Source organism: Ensifer sp. Root954 (assembly GCF_001429005.1).
Lineage (GTDB): Bacteria > Pseudomonadota > Alphaproteobacteria > Rhizobiales > Rhizobiaceae > Ensifer > Ensifer adhaerens.
Genome location: NZ_LMJM01000014.1, coordinates 122,137 through 138,913 on the forward strand (window position 1 = coordinate 122,137; position 16,777 = coordinate 138,913).

A 16,777-nucleotide genomic window follows, 5' to 3' on the forward strand; every position below is an offset into this window, starting at 1 on the left:
CCCTCGCATCCTTCACCTTCCCGCGCCGACGCCCGCACGCCTAGCGCACGAACCGGCCTGACGATTAGGCCGGTTAAGCCGAAAAGTGATTCTAAAATACGAGGGTATGCCCTAGCCGATTTTCATCAGGATCGGGAAGGTCGTCTGGAACCAGATGGCGACGGAACTGATGAAGCCGAAGAGAAAAGCCAGGCCCGCCAGCACCAGAAGGCCGCCCATCAGCTTTTCGATCAGACCGAGATGGCGACGGAAGCGGAGGAGGAAGCGCATGAAGGAGCCGGAAAACGCAGCCGCGATCCAGAACGGCACGGCAAGGCCCAGTGAATAGATCGCCAGCAACATTGCGCCGTCGGACACGGTGTCACGTGCGGCAGCAACGCCGAGGATCGTGCCGAGTACCGGGCCGATGCAGGGCGTCCAGCCGAAGGCAAAGGCAAGACCCATGATGTAGGCGCCCGAGAGCGTCGCCGGCTTGCCGCCGCCCTGGAATCGCGCTTCCCGCGCGAGCAGCCCGATCTTGAACACGCCAAGGAAATGCAGGCCCATGATGATGATGATCACGCCGCCGACGCGCGACAGCAGGTCCATATGCTGCCGAAGCAGCATGCCGATCGACGAGGCCCCCGCCCCGAGCGCCACGAAGACGGTGGCAAAACCGAGCGTGAACAACAGGGCTGCCGGCAAGACAGCGCGTCTCGTGCTGCCGATGGTCGCCGCATCACCGCTGCGGAACTGATCGACCGAGACGCCCGCCATATAGCAGAGATAGGGCGGTACGAGCGGCAGAACGCAGGGAGAAAGGAACGAAAGGGCGCCGGCAAGGACGGCGGTCCAGATGGAAATATCGGCGATCGACAACGGCAACAACTCCGGCACGCGGCATTTGGGCCATTCCTTAGCCGCAGGATCATGATGATACCAATCACCTTTTGGCGATCATTGCGCCATGCACCGTTTCTTCACAAAACCCGCAATTTTTCGGTTGACCGGGGGGAAACACGCGTGCATATGTCCGGCCACTTCCGCCGGGCTTCACCGCCGCGGCCAGGGAGCGCGTAGCTCAGCCGGTAGAGCAACTGACTTTTAATCAGTAGGTCCAGGGTTCGAATCCCTGCGCGCTCACCATCATCGTATTCATTTCATTGAATTTTCTGGCTTCTTGGTTTTTCCGTCCGACTTTTTCCGACGCGTCCGACATTGGCGAAAATGCCGGATAATCACCATGAGTTATCCCTGCCTTCGGACAGGGCGTCGTCGCGTTAGGCTCTCTGGCCGCGAAGGGTTTCGTCCCGCATCACGTCGCACTCAGAGACGACGGTCTGGCCGACATCGCCGTAGCAGGAGGCGATCTCCTGCAGCAGCAGTTCAATATCGATCACGCGTGTCATGCAGGACTTGTGCGCGGCCTGCGGCGTCCATCGCTCGAGGCGGCGCATTCCTGGTTTGCGTTCGATCCCCTTCTTTCGTCGCCACCCAGTTTTGCTCACGCTTTACTCCTCCCAGTAGACGGCGGGATCGCCAGCATCAGGGAAGCGCTCGATCAGCTTCGCTTGGAGCTCTTGGCGATCTGCTTTCAGCTGGTGCCAGTCTGCCCGCCACTCACTCGCCGCGATCACCTCGCCAGTCCCGTTGTCTCTCAGTTCGTATCGGTCCTCATCCGGCTCTGTTCGTGGCACAAAGACGACTGAATAGGGTGGCATCAAATTCAGGTCGGCACGCGGATCGTAAAATGCAGCCTTATGGAATGCGCGCGTACCCGTCCGCGAGCGTCGACGACGTCACTCGACATTGAATGATGGGTCGGTCTCAGTTCCCACCCTAGCGGCGCGGTCATCGCAACGAATAGATCGCGGATCGGCGAAGCGATGACAAAGCCCATGCGCTCGAATGCGATCGACGCGGATCCGGCATAGCGGCTCTGGCGCGCGTCATCCCATTCCTCAATATCGCGCTGCAGGAAGACCGGAGGCACGGCTCTATCCTGCGGGGCGTGAATGATGTCACGGTGACGAACAGTCTCTCGGGCACTGCGGCGGCTATGGCTGGCTGATCGAAAACTGCAACAATCTGAAGGGTGACCGGAAGGCCGCGCGATGGTTCGAATTGAAGAATGTTTCGCATTCGGACATCGCCAACACGCGCGTGCGCGGCCGGAAGATGATCAGCGGCGAATTGTTCAATAACAACCCGAACATCCACAATGTGCTGTTGAGCGGCGGCGGCAACATCCTTGGCAAAGTTTATTCCAGCGAGGCGACCGGCAGTGATCTGACAGGAATCGGCACCAGTCCGCGGGATGTCGTCGGTTCGCTACTCTCCAAGGACAACGCTCGATATGGAACGCTCAACAACGCTTCCCTCGTCGGGGGTGGCGGCATCCTGGCTGGCAACACGCTCGGCAACTACAACTTGCGGGTGCGCTCGACCACCTTGCTCGAGAGTGGTGCCGTCGGCAACTGGCAAGGGCCCAATGTAGCTTAAAAGCATCATGAGTAAGCGAAAGTAAGTCGACAGCCTGGAAAATTCTTCTGCAAAGCGTGAAACTTCAGTTAAGCAACTTAGCCTTGATATTGTAATCACTCACAAGAATAGGTAAGGCTGAGTGAGCGATTATGAGTATGACTGGCGGACCCATCAGCCTGCTAGAATCTGACGCGAACGGGGAACATCATGAAAGGCGACCTACTTACACCGGCTGATCTCCTCGGCCAGCCGACCGAGGTTATGGCGAAGGTGAGGGAGCGCTGCTTTACCAGTTACCTCGGGGATAACACTGCCCTCTGCCGCGTCCTTGGTCAGTTCATGATGTATTTGGACACGAAGGACATCGGTTTAGGTGCCCACTTGATGATGAATGGAGCGTGGGAGATAGGGTTGACCCAGTTCATGGTGAGAATCGTGAAGACCGGCATGCGTGTTGCCGACATTGGCGCTAACTTCGGCTATTACTCCCATCTGATGTCGGCCCTGATCGGACCAAGCGGGTTCTGTCATTCATTTGAACCAAACCCCCATGTCGCCCGCCTGTTGCGCCAATCGCTTTCTATTAACGGTTTTGATGGATTTTCGAAGGTGCACGAGATCGCGCTAGACGACGCGACAGGCGAATCCCCCAAGTTCTGGATCCCTGACGGCGAGGCGAAAAATGCCTGTATTCTCGACCATGTTAATGAATATTTTGAAGCGCGCGGTCAGATCATCACCGTTCCGACGAGCACTTTCTCTGAAATGGATCTGGGGCACCTCGACTTCATTAAGCTAGACGTTGAAGGCGCGGAGTATCGTGTTCTTATGGGCATGCTGCATTACATGCGTGAGTACCGCCCTCAACTCGTGGCGGAGATAAACTTCGGTCGGAACTATGACGCCAAGGCGTTGGTCAGCGAGATCGCCGGGCTATATGGAAGAAGCCCGCGCTTCGTCGGCGATGATGGCTACGCGCATGAGATTGAGATCGGCCGCATGGCTTCTGAGAATGTCGGCCTGGATTGGCTCGTTTACTTTTCCTCACATGTATAACGGGCAAGGCTTGGAACAGCATTGATCCGGGTCGTGGTCTTGATCATCTGCGCGACACGATGCTCGAAAGTGGCGCGGGCAATTGCCAGGGTGCTGGTTCGGCTTGGCGCGTTTGACGCTACCGGCGCGCGGCTAGTTTTCAGCATTCGACGATGCTGGAGCCTTTTTTCATGAGCGACCGTTTCGAAATCTGCCATCCGATCACCGCTGCCAGGGAAAGGCGGCTGGAGCAAGCCGGCGGCTAGCAGGCGACAGGCAATGAGCTCGAGGGCGATGTCAGTGATCCACAAGGCGGATATTCCAGGGTTCGAATCCCTGCGCGCTCACCACGAACACCCTATTGAAATCAACTTCTTGCTGGTGTCCTTGGACATCAAAATGCATCGCCATGCAAGCCTATTTTCTCCACTTTTTGGAGGGAACCGCGCCGTATCTTTCGCCTGTTGCATTCCGTGCTATCGACAATTCGACGCGTTGAGTAGATGCTGAGGCTCACGCTGAGGATGCAAGGCGGTGAACTGCCCAGTTTGGTATCGAGCAAAGGGGTGAAGGCATGAGAAAGCTTGTCATTGCGGTTTTGATGATTGGTACGCTTGCTTCCTGCACGCAGACCGAGAAAGGCACGGCGATCGGCGCCGGCACCGGTGCGATCATTGGTGGCGCGGTCAGCGACAGCTGGGGCGGCGCGGCAATCGGCGCGGTCGCCGGTGGCGTTATCGGCAACCTGATCGGACGCTCCCAGGAGCGCCAGGGCTATTGCATCTATCGCGACCGCTATGGCCGCCGCTACGAAGCCCGCTGCCGGTAACAGCAAGACCATTCGCCAAGGTGACAGGCGCATCCCCGGTCCAAACCTTCGTGGAGGCCGGCGAATGCGCCTGTGTGCCCGGCTGAAGCTGCGAGCAATATCGTCGAGGCCGAACATGGCAGGACGTCCTCAAGCAAGCGTGTTACACTTCAGACATGACTGACGAAGAACAGAACTACGAGTTTTCGGAATTTTCCGGCCAATTCAGTGACGATGGCGTCGTCGTGGAATTGCGGATCTACCGGGAGGCGGGCACGAATCGCGACTGGACCCTCGAGGTCATCGACGAGGAAGGCTTCTCTACGACATGGGAGGAGCCCTTCCCGACCGACAGGGAAGCTTTCGAGGAGTTTATCGCCACGGTCCAGCGCGACGGCATCCAAGCCTTTACCGACGAGCCGCCACAAACGGTTCATTAGGGCATAATGACCCCGCGACTGCGCCCGGCCGGATGCGGCCCGGCGACGCAGGGCGTGCGGAACGACGTCGCACTCCATGCATGATCGGGACGCATCAGCGGGTGCCGTCGGCGCGGCTGCCCCAAAACACGCGAACAATCCGCATCGGCGGTGCCGTGAGCAATTCGCGGGCCCCTCACCCCGGCCTTCCCAATAGTCGCGTGCCTGACGGCGCTGCCTATGCTTCCGCGCCTCTGCGGGCCAGTCGCATCTTCAGCGGGCTCATTCCATACTCGCGGCTATAGGCGCGCGAAAATGCAGACAGGCTGTCGAAACCGCATCGAAGGGCAATCTCGCGGATCGGGCTAGCGGAGTCGCGCACCAGCCGATGGGCGAACTGAAGACGCAGGCGTAGGTAATAGGCGCCGGGACTCGTCGATAGTCCGCGCGCAAACAGCAACTCCAGCTTGCGCTGCGAGATCGAAAGCCGCTTCGTCAACGCGGCGATCGTCAAGGGACGCTCCAGCGTGCGTTCCATCAGGCGGATGGCCTCGGCGAGCTTCGGGTCGCGCGTCTCGATCCTCCCGAGCGAAACATAGGGCTGCACGTCGGCTGCACTATGCGTCTGGTCGTAGACGAAGATGCTGGCGACATCGAGCGCCAGTGCAGACCCTAGCCGCTGGGTGATCCAGTGCAGCATCATGTCGAAGGTCGGCGAAGCGCCGCCCGAGGTCCAGAACTTGCCGTCGATGACGAACCGGTCGCCAAGCACCGTCAACTCCGGAAAGGCCTGGCTGAAATCCTCAAGCTCCTCCCAATGCGCTGTCGCCTTGCGGCCATTGAGCAGACCGCTGCGGCCGAGCAGCCAGCAGCCCGATTCGATGCCGGCGACGATATCGAAATGGCGCGAGCACTCCTGCAATGCACCGATGAATTTCTTGCCGGCGTGACGATCAAGGTTGAAGCCGCCGATCACCAGCAGCGCGTCGCCGGCAAGCGGCGGGCGAAGTGTGCCCTCGACCGCAATCGGCACGCCGCAGGTCAGGGCTACCGGCTTGCCATCGGCCGAGAGCAGCCGCCAGCGAAACACCTCGCGCCCCGAGATACGGTTTGCGGCGCGCATCGGGTCCAGCACTGAGGCAAGCGACATGATTGACGACTCCGGCAGGATAACGACGGAAACTTCGATCACAGATTGTAGACGTCCATCGGAAGGCATGCGAGAAATGTCAAATTTCAAGCGGGAAATGTCAATTCCCATGCTGCCTTTCGGGCATTATCAGACCGTATCGATCTCCCTACGCGCGGCGCTGCAGCCCCGCGCAGAGACGTTCCCCTTTCCGCCTTTTGCCGGAACGGGCCGGTCGGAAACCATCCGCCGGCCCGTTTTTTTATGTGATCTTGCGGAATCGTAGCGCCACTGCCCCGGCGTCCAGCGCCTCGGCAGGTCGACGAAGGGACTCGTTGCTCGGGAGGAAACGGCGTTACACCTGCAGTTCAGGCTGTGCGCCTGCCGGACTTCGACGCTCGCCGGATCCGCGTTTCAACCGCTTGCGCTAACAAAACATATAAGCCATTAAGCATGTCCGCAACTGAGGGAGACTATGATGCTGGGCGCGATGAAGAACTTCGTAAAAGCGACAAAGCTCATCGGCCGCATTCCAAAGATCGAGCAGAAACTCGACCTGCTTCTTTGGGAGACTCCGGATATCCCGCGCGACTTCTTCCCGAAGTTCGTCGAAAGCGCGAGGCAGATGGGCTGGTTGGAGAGTGCAAAACAGCACAAGCCGATGACCGCCGACGGAGAACCATGCCCCTGGTACACCTACCCGATGTTGTATTTTCTCGGCACCCGGCAACTGACTGACTTACGCGTTTTCGAGTATGGCAGCGGCAACTCCACGCTTTGGTGGAGCCGCAAGGCGATGTCGGTGGTCAGCGTCGAACATGACCGCGACTGGTTCGAGCTGATCTCCAAGCAATCGCCGGCCAATGTAACTTACAACTATCGCGAATTGGTAGAGGGGGGCGACTACTCCACCGAGGTGACGCGCCACCAAGACACCGCGTTCGACGTTGTTGTCATAGACGGCCGCGATCGCGTGAATTGTGCCAAGGCGACGATGAACCTGAAGCAGAGGCCGTCCGCAATCATCTGGGACAACAGCGAACGCGAGAGGTACCAAGAGGGATACGACCTGCTGATCAACAACGGCTATCGCCGCCTCGACTTCGACGGCTTCGGACCGGTGAACGGCCGGCCATGGCGGACGTCCGTGTTCTACATGCCGGACAACTGCCTCAAAATCTAAGCCAGTACGACATCAACTTGGCCAGGCGTTTCGTCTGGAGAAAATTGCAATTGCCGAGGGGACTATGACCAAGGGAAAGCTGTTCAATCGGGTGCTTCGCTCAGCCGCCTCGATGCTAACGCGACAAGGTTTCCATGTTTCCGAGGAGCGTTACTCTGCTGCATACCTGAAGCGCTACGGGTTCGATATCAATACATTCATCGACGTCGGCGTTTATCAAGGCAGCCCGGTGTTCTACGAACTGTTCAAGGACAAAAAGTTCGTCCTGGTCGATCCGCAGCCAGATACGATGGAGAAGGCCGCAGACAGCGTAAAGGGCCTGAATTTTGACTACATTCAATCGGGCGCAGGCTCTGCCAAGGGCGTAGCAACCCTTTCCCTGGAAGGCCCCTCCTCAAGCCTGATGAAACGCAGGGACTGGAAGCGGCAGCCGGAAAAGACGGTCGAGATACAGATTTCACCCCTCGACGAACTTCTGGAAAACAAGGGCTACAAAGGCCCATTCGGATTGAAGGTGGACACCGAAGGCTTTGACCTTGATGTTCTGAAGGGAGCCGAGAAAACGCTTCGGGAGACGCAGTTCGTCTTCACAGAGGCAAGCCTTCGTCGCCGGTTTGAAGGTAGCTATCGGTTTTCGGAACTTGTCGCATACATGGCAGAGCAAGGCTTCGAAGTCGCCGATGTCATCCCCCATCGATCGCACAATCGCCTTGTCGACGTGCTCTTCGTGCGCTCAGACAGTTCATATCTGGAACCGAATGCCGTTCCTGTCCGCATGGTCGGTTCGTCGGGCAAAACAAACAATCAGAGTTAGCCTTCATCCGGAAACATGCCGGCGATGACGGGACTGCCGCTGAACCAGCACAGATCGCAATAGGAACAGGCATCGATGCGCGTAACACTTGCGATATGTTGCTACAACGCCGAAGAGACGATCGAGCAGACGCTCTTATCCGCCAGGCAACTGGACTGGGATGACCTGGAGATCCTGGTCTGTGACGACGTCTCCACCGATCGCTCCGCTGCCATCGTGCAGACCGTCAGCCAGCAGGATTCGCGGGTAAGACTGGTTAGCCATAGTAACAACAAGGGCAACGCTGGCGCGCGCAATACACTCGCACGCGAAGCAACCGGCGAAATCCTGGCGTTCCTCGATTCGGACGACGAAAATGCACCAGAGCGTCTGAAGGTCCAGATCGCAAAGCTGCTTGCGGCGGAAGAACGGCATGCGGCTCCTATCTCGGTCTATTGCAGGAGGCGCGTGATCTCCGACGGCAAGACGAGGAGCCTCAGCGCCATGGGCACCGCGCAGCCGGTGGGTGGCGACGCGGTCGCGCTCCATCTCCTCTGCGACGATCCTCTCCCCGGCGACGGAAGGGTCGGTACCTGCACCATGCTCACCCGCGTGTCGACCTTGCGCAAGTTCGCCTTCGACGAGGATTTCCGCAGGGCCGTCGATCGTGAATGGGCTATTCGCTTTGCCTTGGAAGGCGGATTGATCGTTGGTTGCGAAGAAAGCCTGGTCACGCAACATCTCAGTCTCACGGACGCAAAGCGGGCTCGACAGAACGATGCACGACGTCAAGTGGTGCAGAAATTCCGGTCCTACCTGCAAGGAAAGCGCTCGTATCTCTACGCACTGACGATCCATCGTCCGGGCCGCATGTTCACCAAGGGCCACAGGCTCTTGTTCAAGCCTGTTACCGCGCTTCTTTCCTGTTTCCGGAAACGAGCGCGTAGCTTTCCTTGAGTGGTGCGGCGCGAATCGCCGGACTTATCCGCCGCGTGGTGGCGTACTAGAGATCTGCCGCTCATGGCGGACGAACAGATCTACCGGGAGACAACGGGTCAGCGACGGCGCCGTTTCGCGGATGGAGAGATCACCTGGCCGACGAATTCTGCCATCGGCAAAGGGAAGCTGTAATCGAGCTTCTTTCGAATTCCCAAAAACAGCTATTAAGTTCTTGAAATTATTGGCGACCCCTGCAGGATTCGAACCTGCGACAACCTGCTTAGAAGGCAGGTGCTCTATCCAACTGAGCTAAGGGGCCGTCCCGGGCTGTGCCCGTCGAATGCGGCTGAAGGACCTTAGTGGGTCCAGGGCTGCATCCGGTTGAAACGGAAGTTGTCCGGATAGGACACGCTCTTGCGGGTCGCTTCCTTCGGCGCGATCACGCGGTATTCGATGCCGTTGCGCTCGGCGTATGCGATCGCCTGCTCGGCGTTTTCGAAGGTCAGCCGCAGCTGCTGCTTCATGTCGCCGGAGCTTGTGTAGCCCATGATCGGGTCGATGGTGCGCGGCTTTTCCTGATCGAACTCCAGCACCCACAGATTCGTCTTGGCCTTGCCAGACTGCATGGCGGTCTTTGCTGGACGATAGATCTTTGCGGACATGGTTTCGAACGGCTCCATACTTTCGCTGGCAACATTCACGGGCGCCAGCATTCCGTCTTCCCATAACGCAGAATGATTTAAAACGGAATGACTTTTGGCCGGATAAATTTGGCTTTCAGTAGGAGATGAGCGAACTTGTGGGTTTGTCCCAGCCTAAGATGAGGCATTGGGAAACTTTGCTGTTGCAGCCCTGCTGCGAAGCGTGTATCTCCGGCGCCGTTGGCACGGAGTGTAGCGCAGTCTGGTAGCGCATCTGGTTTGGGACCAGAGGGTCGGGAGTTCGAATCTCTCCACTCCGACCATTCATTGAGACGAAAGCGTCATTCTCCTTTTTTTTCAATCTGTTCGTGATCGCAGATCTGCAGGCTAACATCGCCGTAGATCACTCGATTGCGTTGACAAACGATCGAATCGTCCCGAGTTGGGACAAGAATGCCTATTTGTCATACGAATTTAGGAATCGCTAAATCCATTGTGGATAGAGCGAACCGGCGCGCTTTCGTGCCCTGCGCGCCCCCAAGCCCGCCCGAGCGATCCAATGACTGCCCAACTCGACCTTGCCACCGTTCTGTTGCTTCACAAGTCGTCGTTCCTGATCGGCGCCTTCTGCTTCCTCTATGCGCGCTGGCAATCGCCGCGGGACGAAGGGCTTGGTATCCTGGCGACCGGCTTCCTCTTCCTGGCGCTCGCCTCGACGCTCGCGGGCTATGGCGAGCAAAAGCTGTTACCGCCCACTCTGTGGAGGCTTTCCAGCTTCACGCTCGGGATCGGCGGATACGCCCTGTTCTGGATCGGCGTGCGCCGCCTCAGCGGCGGCCGGCGCCGTCTGGCGGACTGGCTGGCGCTACTTGTGCCGCTTGCCGGCGCGCTCATCGGACTCGCCACGGATTTCCATGTCGTCAACGTCGTCAGGGCCAGCGTCTTCAACGCCGCCGCCTTTCTTTTCCTCGCGGCTTCGGCTGTCGCCGTCATCGCCGACCGCTCGAACGAGTCGCTGCCGGCACGCGCCATGCTGGCGGCCGCCATGGCCGTCGGGGCCGGCCTTTGCCTTGCGGTGGTCATTGGCCTCCTCAAGCCCGGCATCGTGCCGATCACCACGACCTACGCCTTCTTTCTCTCGATCATCTGCCATTTCGCCATCGCGCTCTTCGCCCTCGTGCTCGTCAAGGAGCGGGCGGAAGCGGAGCTGCGCCGGTCTGCCGATACCGATGCGCTGACCGGCGTCGGCAACCGGCGCTGGTTTCTGGCGCAACTGCCTCAGGCGAGCTGGCAGGGCGATTGCCTCCTCGTCATGGACCTGGACCATTTCAAGCGTATCAACGACCGCTACGGTCATCATACGGGTGATCAGGTGCTCGTCGCCTTCGCCGATCTGGTCAGGAAGAACCTGCGCAGGGGCGACAGCTTCGCGCGTCTCGGAGGCGAGGAATTCGGGCTCTATCTCCCGCGGACAAGCGAGACACAGGCGTTTGCAATCGCCGAAAGGCTACGCCGCGCCGTGGAAGAACTGCGGGTCGTGAGCAACGGGCAAAGCGTAGCAGTCAGCATCAGCATCGGGGTTGCCACCGCCAGCGGCACGGAGCGTTCCTGGGAGGAATTGTTCAATAGGGCAGATGCGGCGCTCTACGCGGCCAAACGAGGCGGGCGTAACCGTGTCGCGTCCGATGCGGAGCTTGCGGATTCGAAGCCGCTTGCGGCGAGCCTTCACCGCGCCGGCTAATCAGGCGATGCTTCGCCGCAGACCACCTTCAAAAAAGAGAAGCGGATCCAAGCATTTCCGATCCGCTTCAGATTGGAGGTGTAAGGCGTATTTTACCGCAATGCGCCGAATTCGCTTGTGGCCAAATTTCGCCTAGCGCGCCATCGCACGCCACCTTGGCGCGAGCCTGTGGCATCGTTGCACTTTTCGCCATCCGCGCAAGCGTATAGGACGTTCAGGCAGCCACGATTGCGCTGTCTCTCCTGGAGTTTCGCTTTGCCTTTGTAAAATCCGGTCTCGCTAGTTTCACCCCGTACGCCCGATAGCACTCCAGCTGTCGGATAGAATTTTCATGCGTTCGTTGAGGTGGCGGTTCGAGACCGGAATGGCATTGCCGATCTCAAGCCCGACGTAACTTCGTCAGGCGGAACCATCACGTCCAACAGCTGCCAGGCCGCGTCCCCGGAACGGGTACTCAAACCGTCGTCTCGATGGACTTCCAATTGGAAGAACCAGACGACATGTCTCATACATTGACGGTCCAGTGGACCATCGAACCCCAATCCGCCCCCCGCCCGTGGCTTGTCTGCAGCCGCTGCGGCGGCCACCGCCCCTTCGTATGCAGCGGCAAGACACGGTTGAACGCCAACGGGCGGCGGCTCGACGCCTGGCTGATCTATCGCTGCGCCGTCTGCGAAGACACCTGGAACCGTCCGATCTTCGAGCGGCGGAATGTCGCCAGCGTCGCCCCGGATGCGCTCGCAGCGCTTCAAAGCAACGATCCCGTCTGGGTCCGCCAGGCGGCGTTCGACATCGAAGGTCTTCGCCAATGCACGGACCGGATCGAGGATTTGGCCGATTCTAACGTGGAACGGCACGTATTGGGTGGGAGTGCAGGTTGCGCACGGCTTGAGATTGTCCTTGTCGTGCGCCAGGCAAGCAGCCTGCGCGTCGACCGCCTGCTATCGGCGGAACTCGCGCTTTCACGCGCCAGACTGAGCAAGCTCGAAACCAAAGGGCGACTCACGCTTCTGCCCGAGTCGCGGAAGGCCCTGCGACGCCCGATCAGAGACGGCAGCCGCATCGTCCTCGATCTTACCGCGGAAGATGACCGTGCCGAGATTGCCCGGCGTGCCCGCGGCGGCCCGTAGTTGAAAGGATACCGCGGAGCGTCCGGCAGCATGCCGGCGCGCTCCGCGATGCCAATGGTTGCTGGTCAGAACTTTACGCCGACACCAACGGTGAACTGGTGCTGGTCGAGATCGACATTGACGCCGCCGAAGTCCTTGTCACCGTAGTCGTTGTAGCGGTACTCGGCGCGGCCGAAGACGCTGTCGGTGAACGAATAGTCGACACCGGCACCGATCGTCCAACCGTTGAAGGTTTCCTTTTCCTTCGATGCGCCGGGCACATCGACGAAGCCGCGGGTCACCGCCCAGCCGCCGGCGCCATAGAGCAGCGCCTTGTCATTCAGCAGGTAGCCGACCCGGCCGCGTATTGCGCCGGAAACGTCGGTACCAACTTCGGTCGAGGTTCCGCCGACGTCGAACGTCTTGTCGTTCCAATTGTAGTTGACGTCACCCTCGATGCCGTAAACCCAGTCGCCCTGCTGAAAGTTGAAACCGGCAAAGGCGCCGAGCAATCCGCCATTGAAGTCTTCTGAAGCGCTGCTGCCGGGCGCACTGAAATCGCCATTGAGCCACCCGCCGCCGCCCTGGAGGCCGACATAACCGCCGGTCCAGACGAATCCTGGAGATGGCTGCGCGACCGGTGCCGGCGGCTGGCTCAGATCGGCTGCCAAGTCCGCTGCCATCGCTGTTTGCGCAACGGCGCAGGCCGCTACCATTGCAACAAGCACACTCCGGATCATCACGGCTGCCTCCTGTTGTCGCCAGAAGAATATTAGCAACTCGTTAACGCGCAGTCTGCCCGAAAGGCTCCATGATCTCAACCATGAAACCCGTGGGGTTCAGACACATAATTTAGGAAATGATCGGGCAAGGGCAAGGCGGACCGCGAAGTGGCCCCGGCGTCTACGGCTTCGAAGACGGCATGCGGGCACCTTCCAGCCGGTCTCCGGGCCGGATATTCAGCCGCTTGACCGCGCCGGCATTGAGCTCAAGCACGAAAGCCACCGGTTCTTTCGAATCAATGATCGCTTCCGAAAAAGGCACGGCGCCTTCATGGATCGTGCGCACAACGCCCTTGTTGTCGATGAACAGCATATCGAGCGACAAATGGGTGTTCTTCATCCACATCATCACGCGGCGTGTCTCGCCAAAATCGAACAGCATGCCGTGATCCGGCGCCATGGAGGTACGAAACATCAGGCCCTGCTCACGCTGGGCCGGATCGAGGGCCAGTTCGACCGTCAGTTCGTGCACAGCCTTGTCCGCGGTGACCAGGCGCATCTTGTCCGTTGTGAACTGAACGTCGGCGAAAGACGATACCGTCAGGGCAAGCAACAAAAAAAGCGCCAGGAAGGCGCTTTTTCCGACAAGGTTTCGAGCCGCGACCATCAGTGCGCCCGGCTCGTCGGCGACGGTCCATCCGGATGTATCTCAGCGGCCATCAGGCCCTTTTCGCCATCGCCGAACCGGACGAGCACCACCTGGCCTGGCCGCAGTTCCGTCAGGCCGAAACGCCTGAGCGTTTCCATATGGACGAAGATATCTTCGGTTCCCTCGCCGCGGGTCAGGAAGCCGAAGCCCTTGGTGCGGTTAAACCACTTGACGAGAACGCGCTCAAGGCCGCTGGTCGGCGTTACCTGCACGTGGGTTCGGACCGGCGGCAGCTGCGACGGATGCACCGCCGTGGATTGGTCCATCGATAGGATACGGAACGCCTGGTAACCGCGGTCCCGCTTCTGGATGAGAGCAACGACCCGCGCACCCTCAAGAACCGTCTGGTAGCCGTCGCGGCGCAGGCAGGTCACGTGCACCAGCACATCCTGCATGCCGTTGTCGGGAACGATGAAGCCGAAGCCCTTGGCGACGTCGAACCACTTGATCACGCCGGTGATTTCGATGAGGTCGAGAGCGTCGCTGCCAAAGTCGTCACCATGCATGACGTCTTTTGAAGATGTCCTATCCGCCATTCTCTCCCAGCCCCTCGTTTACGCGCGACTACCGATACGGTTAACTGATTCTTATTGACCAGAATAACATCGTCCCGCCGCGGATACGCAAGACCCTCGGCATATTTTGGCCGAGAACTAATATGGGGACGCAGCCTTGCCTCTGGCTTGCTGACGGACCAGTATACGCCATCTTCTGCAAAACAGGGACATTGCAATGCGCTATCTGCACACGATGGTTCGCGTCAAGAATCTGGACGAGGCCTTGAACTTCTACGGCAAGATTTTCGGCCTGACGGAGATCCGCCGCTACGAAAATGAAAAGGGCCGGTTCACGCTGGTGTTTCTGGCCGCTCCCGGCGACATCGATCGCGCCCGCGGCGAACTCTCTCCCTGCCTCGAGCTCACCTACAACTGGGATACGGAAGATTATACGGGCGGGCGCAACTTCGGGCACCTCGCCTACGAAGTCGACGACATCTACGGTTTCTGCCAGCACCTGATGGAGAACGGCGTGACCATCAACCGGCCGCCGCGCGACGGCCACATGGCGTTCGTGCGCTCTCCCGACGGCATTTCGATCGAGATCCTACAGAAAGGCGAAAACCGGCCGCCGCAGGAACCTTGGGCGTCGATGGCCAATACGGGCGCCTGGTAAGCTCCGCACAATTCTCGCGAACGAAGATGGCCCCGTGCTGTCGGTGAAATCCGGCGGGCATGGCCGAGCCGTCGATCAGCAGCAGCTATGAATGATCCAGGGCCCGGTCTATCCGGGCCTTTGCATGTTGGAAACATGCGGGCTCAAGGTTAGCGCCGGTTTACAAATCGCGTATCGTTGAGTACTTTTTCGCGCGAAACGTTGATGCCGGGTCCTATCCGCGATATCTCGTGGCGGCGACCCCCTTTTGTACTTGGCCTGATCTTTTCCCGTGGCGCTCATTCCGATCGCCGCGAGAAGCATGAGTTTGTTTGTTCTGAGCGATGTTTCGGAACTGAGACTTAATGCATGACAAGGCGAGGCTTCGTCGGTCATGCACGGAGAGCGGGGATAGGACGTTGCAACATCCGGACACGAAGGGCGCGGTGCTCGTCACCATTGCGCGGGCGGCAGCCTTATCCGTATCGCTGCTGGCCTTGAGCGGCTGCATGTCGGCGGTCGGGGAAAACGATGCAGCGACCGCGCTGAAGGCCGAGGGGCAAGCAGCCCCTGTGCAAACCGCCGAATCGGAGGCCACAGTCCAGGATGGACAGGTGGTTGCGCTCGGCAGCAATCCGCAGGCGCAACAGGCAGCCGGCAATGCCACAGTTCCCCACGATGGCGGACAGCCGCAATCGCTGACGATGCAGGGCACCGGCCTGCGCGCCGCCTCCTCAAGCATCTATGGCCAGGCACCTGCCGCACAGGCAACGACGACCGTCCAGCCGCAGACGACGGGAACTGTTCCGCTACCCGCCGGCCAGCCCGGCATGAACGCAACCAACAACAGTCTTTTCAGCGGCACCCAGCGACAGCCGCTGCCGGTAATAGCGCCGCAACAGGGGGCCGCCAACACGGCCAACGACGTCGTGACGGACGCCGCTGTCGCCGCCTATGCTCCCTCTCCCGCGCAGGACGCCACCCTTCCTGTTGCCGTTCCGGTGCCGCTGAGCGCCGAGGCTGCCGCCAGCGGCCAGACCTCTTCGACGCCACAGGCGGTGGCCAATGCCGACGCCACACCAGCAGCGACCGAGGTCGCCGCCGCGCAGCAGGCAGCACCAGAAGCCACGCCAGCAGACGATAACAAGGACACGTCCAAAACCTGGACGCTCGCGGCCCTTTTTGCCGGCAAGCGCAAGGAGAAGCCGCAGCAGGCGGCACTTCGCTCGGCTCCGCCGGCGGAAAAGAAGACGATTACCACCAGCAATGCGAGCCAGCCGCAAACGGCCTCCCTCGCCTACACGCTTCCGGGCGTCAAACTGAACTCGCTCTACAACTACGAGCACGAAGAGCACCTCGGCGATGACGACGACGGCGCACCGGTTCAGGTCGCCTCGCTCTCGGGGCTCGCTCGACTGGCGCCGAGCGGGCTCATTCTGCAGACCGAGAAAGTCGATGCCGGCTGTTTCAAGCCCGAGCTCATGCAGATGCTGAAGAAGGTGGAAACGCATTACGGCAAGCAGGTCATGGTGACCTCGGGCCTCAGGCCGATCAAGGTCAACCGCGCCAAGCAATCGCTGCATACACGCTGCGAGGCGGCTGACATTCAGGTTCAGGGCGTCAGCAAGTGGGATCTCGCCGAATTCCTGCGTAGCGTCCCCGGCCGCGGCGGCGTCGGCACCTATTGCCACACGGAGTCGGTCCATATCGATATCGGCGCACAGCGGGACTGGAACTGGCGCTGCCGGCGCGCCAAGGGCTGAAGGCAAGCATTTGTTTCCATGGAGGATTCGACGAGAAGCCTCCTTTGCTTCCGGCCTGTGGAATTTTTACAGAAATATGAAGATTGCCGCTTGCGGTTCTGAAATCCTCTGGCTATAAGGCGCCCACACAGCGAGTGCGCCCTTCGTCTATCGGTTAGGACACCAGATTTT

General features: G+C 59.7%; 20 protein-coding genes and 3 tRNA genes. 13 read left to right on the top strand and 10 right to left on the bottom strand.

The genetic code is table 11. The features are described 5' to 3' along the window. Positions 1-111 precede the first annotated feature (111 nt). On the bottom strand, positions 112-858 hold the full coding sequence (locus ASE71_RS07875) for a cytochrome c biogenesis CcdA family protein (protein ID WP_060517043.1): 747 nt from the start codon (positions 856-858) through the stop codon (positions 112-114). Between the two features lie 191 nt (positions 859-1,049). Between ASE71_RS07875 and ASE71_RS07880 the strand changes: the two genes are divergently transcribed. Continuing rightward, positions 1,050-1,125: transfer RNA gene (locus tag ASE71_RS07880), tRNA-Lys, on the top strand. A 134-nt stretch (positions 1,126-1,259) separates the two neighbouring features. Here ASE71_RS07880 and ASE71_RS35660 read toward each other — a convergent pair. Then, positions 1,260-1,487, bottom strand: a complete 228-nt coding sequence (locus ASE71_RS35660) for a hypothetical protein (protein ID WP_156400710.1) — start codon at positions 1,485-1,487, stop codon at positions 1,260-1,262. A 218-nt stretch (positions 1,488-1,705) separates the two neighbouring features. Beyond that, a complete protein-coding gene (locus ASE71_RS07890; RefSeq protein WP_060517039.1) occupies positions 1,706-1,972 on the bottom strand; it encodes a hypothetical protein in 267 nt (88 codons plus the stop codon). A gap of 131 nt (positions 1,973-2,103) precedes the next feature. On the opposite strand from ASE71_RS07890, the gene ASE71_RS07895 reads away from it, so the two are divergent. After that, complete coding sequence (locus ASE71_RS07895; protein WP_060517037.1) at positions 2,104-2,481, top strand: hypothetical protein; 378 nt, start codon at positions 2,104-2,106, stop codon at positions 2,479-2,481. Between the two features lie 189 nt (positions 2,482-2,670). After that, complete coding sequence (locus ASE71_RS07900; RefSeq protein WP_060517035.1) at positions 2,671-3,519, top strand: FkbM family methyltransferase; 849 nt, start codon at positions 2,671-2,673, stop codon at positions 3,517-3,519. Here the strand turns inward: ASE71_RS07900 and ASE71_RS35665 are convergent. Further along, on the bottom strand, positions 3,498-3,809 hold the full coding sequence (locus ASE71_RS35665) for a hypothetical protein (protein WP_156400711.1): 312 nt from the start codon (positions 3,807-3,809) through the stop codon (positions 3,498-3,500). The genes ASE71_RS07900 and ASE71_RS35665 overlap by 22 nt on opposite strands. A gap of 263 nt (positions 3,810-4,072) precedes the next feature. Here ASE71_RS35665 and ASE71_RS07905 point away from each other — a divergent pair, with 263 nt between their 5' ends. Next, entirely contained in the window at positions 4,073-4,327 is a 255-nt protein-coding gene (locus ASE71_RS07905; protein ID WP_034790944.1) for a YMGG-like glycine zipper-containing protein, read from the top strand. Between the two features lie 155 nt (positions 4,328-4,482). Continuing rightward, positions 4,483-4,746, top strand: coding sequence for a hypothetical protein (locus ASE71_RS07910; protein ID WP_043623603.1), 264 nt, complete (start codon positions 4,483-4,485; stop codon positions 4,744-4,746). Between the two features lie 217 nt (positions 4,747-4,963). On the opposite strand, the gene ASE71_RS07915 is transcribed toward ASE71_RS07910, so the two are convergent. After that, positions 4,964-5,944, bottom strand: a complete 981-nt coding sequence (locus ASE71_RS07915; RefSeq protein ID WP_060517404.1) for a GlxA family transcriptional regulator — start codon at positions 5,942-5,944, stop codon at positions 4,964-4,966. Positions 5,945-6,332: 388 nt separating this feature from the next. Here ASE71_RS07915 and ASE71_RS07920 point away from each other — a divergent pair, with 388 nt between their 5' ends. The 3 genes from ASE71_RS07920 (at position 6,333) to ASE71_RS07930 (ending at position 8,787) form a co-directional block, all read left to right on the top strand. Next, entirely contained in the window at positions 6,333-7,037 is a 705-nt protein-coding gene (locus tag ASE71_RS07920) for an FkbM family methyltransferase (RefSeq protein WP_156400712.1), read from the top strand. A 64-nt stretch (positions 7,038-7,101) separates the two neighbouring features. Beyond that, a complete protein-coding gene (locus ASE71_RS07925; RefSeq protein ID WP_034790938.1) occupies positions 7,102-7,851 on the top strand; it encodes an FkbM family methyltransferase in 750 nt (249 codons plus the stop codon). 75 nt (positions 7,852-7,926) lie between these two features. Next, positions 7,927-8,787 (top strand): glycosyltransferase family 2 protein, encoded by an 861-nt coding sequence (locus ASE71_RS07930; protein WP_060517031.1) that lies wholly within the window; start codon positions 7,927-7,929, stop codon positions 8,785-8,787. A 224-nt stretch (positions 8,788-9,011) separates the two neighbouring features. Here ASE71_RS07930 and ASE71_RS07935 read toward each other — a convergent pair. Next, positions 9,012-9,088 (bottom strand) — tRNA-Arg (locus tag ASE71_RS07935). A 37-nt stretch (positions 9,089-9,125) separates the two neighbouring features. After that, positions 9,126-9,431: an ETC complex I subunit gene (locus ASE71_RS07940; protein ID WP_034791376.1), complete on the bottom strand. Its 306-nt coding sequence runs from the start codon at positions 9,429-9,431 to the stop codon at positions 9,126-9,128. Between the two features lie 225 nt (positions 9,432-9,656). Here ASE71_RS07940 and ASE71_RS07945 point away from each other — a divergent pair. From ASE71_RS07945 to ASE71_RS07955, 3 genes are all read left to right on the top strand, one after another. Then, positions 9,657-9,733 (top strand) — tRNA-Pro (locus ASE71_RS07945). A gap of 236 nt (positions 9,734-9,969) precedes the next feature. After that, positions 9,970-11,151, top strand: a complete 1,182-nt coding sequence (locus tag ASE71_RS07950; protein ID WP_063891170.1) for a GGDEF domain-containing protein — start codon at positions 9,970-9,972, stop codon at positions 11,149-11,151. Positions 11,152-11,663: 512 nt separating this feature from the next. Next, on the top strand, positions 11,664-12,281 hold the full coding sequence (locus tag ASE71_RS07955; RefSeq protein ID WP_244497359.1) for a DUF1062 domain-containing protein: 618 nt from the start codon (positions 11,664-11,666) through the stop codon (positions 12,279-12,281). Positions 12,282-12,346: 65 nt separating this feature from the next. Here ASE71_RS07955 and ASE71_RS07960 read toward each other — a convergent pair whose 3' ends face one another. From ASE71_RS07960 to ASE71_RS07970, 3 genes are all read right to left on the bottom strand, one after another. After that, complete coding sequence (locus ASE71_RS07960) at positions 12,347-13,000, bottom strand: outer membrane protein (protein ID WP_060517027.1); 654 nt, start codon at positions 12,998-13,000, stop codon at positions 12,347-12,349. Between the two features lie 163 nt (positions 13,001-13,163). Next, positions 13,164-13,649 carry a DUF192 domain-containing protein gene (locus ASE71_RS07965; RefSeq protein ID WP_034790906.1) on the bottom strand — a complete coding sequence of 162 codons (486 nt, stop codon included), beginning with the start codon at positions 13,647-13,649 and terminating at the stop codon, positions 13,164-13,166. Then, entirely contained in the window at positions 13,649-14,227 is a 579-nt protein-coding gene (locus ASE71_RS07970) for a cold-shock protein (RefSeq protein WP_034790903.1), read from the bottom strand. Before ASE71_RS07970 ends, ASE71_RS07965 begins: the two co-directional genes overlap by 1 nt. A gap of 196 nt (positions 14,228-14,423) precedes the next feature. Here ASE71_RS07970 and ASE71_RS07975 point away from each other — a divergent pair, with 196 nt between their 5' ends. Both ASE71_RS07975 and ASE71_RS07980 read left to right on the top strand, forming a co-directional pair. After that, the gene (locus tag ASE71_RS07975) at positions 14,424-14,864 is read left to right on the top strand and encodes a VOC family protein (RefSeq protein WP_060517024.1); all 441 of its coding nucleotides are present in this window, start codon (positions 14,424-14,426) and stop codon (positions 14,862-14,864) included. A 398-nt stretch (positions 14,865-15,262) separates the two neighbouring features. Continuing rightward, positions 15,263-16,606 carry a YcbK family protein gene (locus ASE71_RS07980; protein ID WP_034790899.1) on the top strand — a complete coding sequence of 448 codons (1,344 nt, stop codon included), beginning with the start codon at positions 15,263-15,265 and terminating at the stop codon, positions 16,604-16,606. Positions 16,607-16,777: the final 171 nt, after the last annotated feature.

Coding starts and splice junctions, on each gene's coding strand:
- ASE71_RS07970 (WP_034790903.1), bottom strand. CDS start 14,227: ATGGCGGATAGGACATCTTCAAAAGACGTCATGCATGGTGACGACTTT.
- ASE71_RS07975 (WP_060517024.1), top strand. CDS start 14,424: ATGCGCTATCTGCACACGATGGTTCGCGTCAAGAATCTGGACGAGGCC.
- ASE71_RS07960 (WP_060517027.1), bottom strand. CDS start 13,000: ATGATCCGGAGTGTGCTTGTTGCAATGGTAGCGGCCTGCGCCGTTGCG.
- ASE71_RS07965 (WP_034790906.1), bottom strand. CDS start 13,649: ATGGTCGCGGCTCGAAACCTTGTCGGAAAAAGCGCCTTCCTGGCGCTT.
- ASE71_RS07940 (WP_034791376.1), bottom strand. CDS start 9,431: ATGTCCGCAAAGATCTATCGTCCAGCAAAGACCGCCATGCAGTCTGGC.
- ASE71_RS07920 (WP_156400712.1), top strand. CDS start 6,333: ATGCTGGGCGCGATGAAGAACTTCGTAAAAGCGACAAAGCTCATCGGC.
- ASE71_RS07900 (WP_060517035.1), top strand. CDS start 2,671: ATGAAAGGCGACCTACTTACACCGGCTGATCTCCTCGGCCAGCCGACC.
- ASE71_RS07915 (WP_060517404.1), bottom strand. CDS start 5,944: ATGCCTTCCGATGGACGTCTACAATCTGTGATCGAAGTTTCCGTCGTT.
- ASE71_RS07910 (WP_043623603.1), top strand. CDS start 4,483: ATGACTGACGAAGAACAGAACTACGAGTTTTCGGAATTTTCCGGCCAA.
- ASE71_RS07925 (WP_034790938.1), top strand. CDS start 7,102: ATGACCAAGGGAAAGCTGTTCAATCGGGTGCTTCGCTCAGCCGCCTCG.
- ASE71_RS07950 (WP_063891170.1), top strand. CDS start 9,970: ATGACTGCCCAACTCGACCTTGCCACCGTTCTGTTGCTTCACAAGTCG.
- ASE71_RS07930 (WP_060517031.1), top strand. CDS start 7,927: ATGCGCGTAACACTTGCGATATGTTGCTACAACGCCGAAGAGACGATC.
- ASE71_RS07905 (WP_034790944.1), top strand. CDS start 4,073: ATGAGAAAGCTTGTCATTGCGGTTTTGATGATTGGTACGCTTGCTTCC.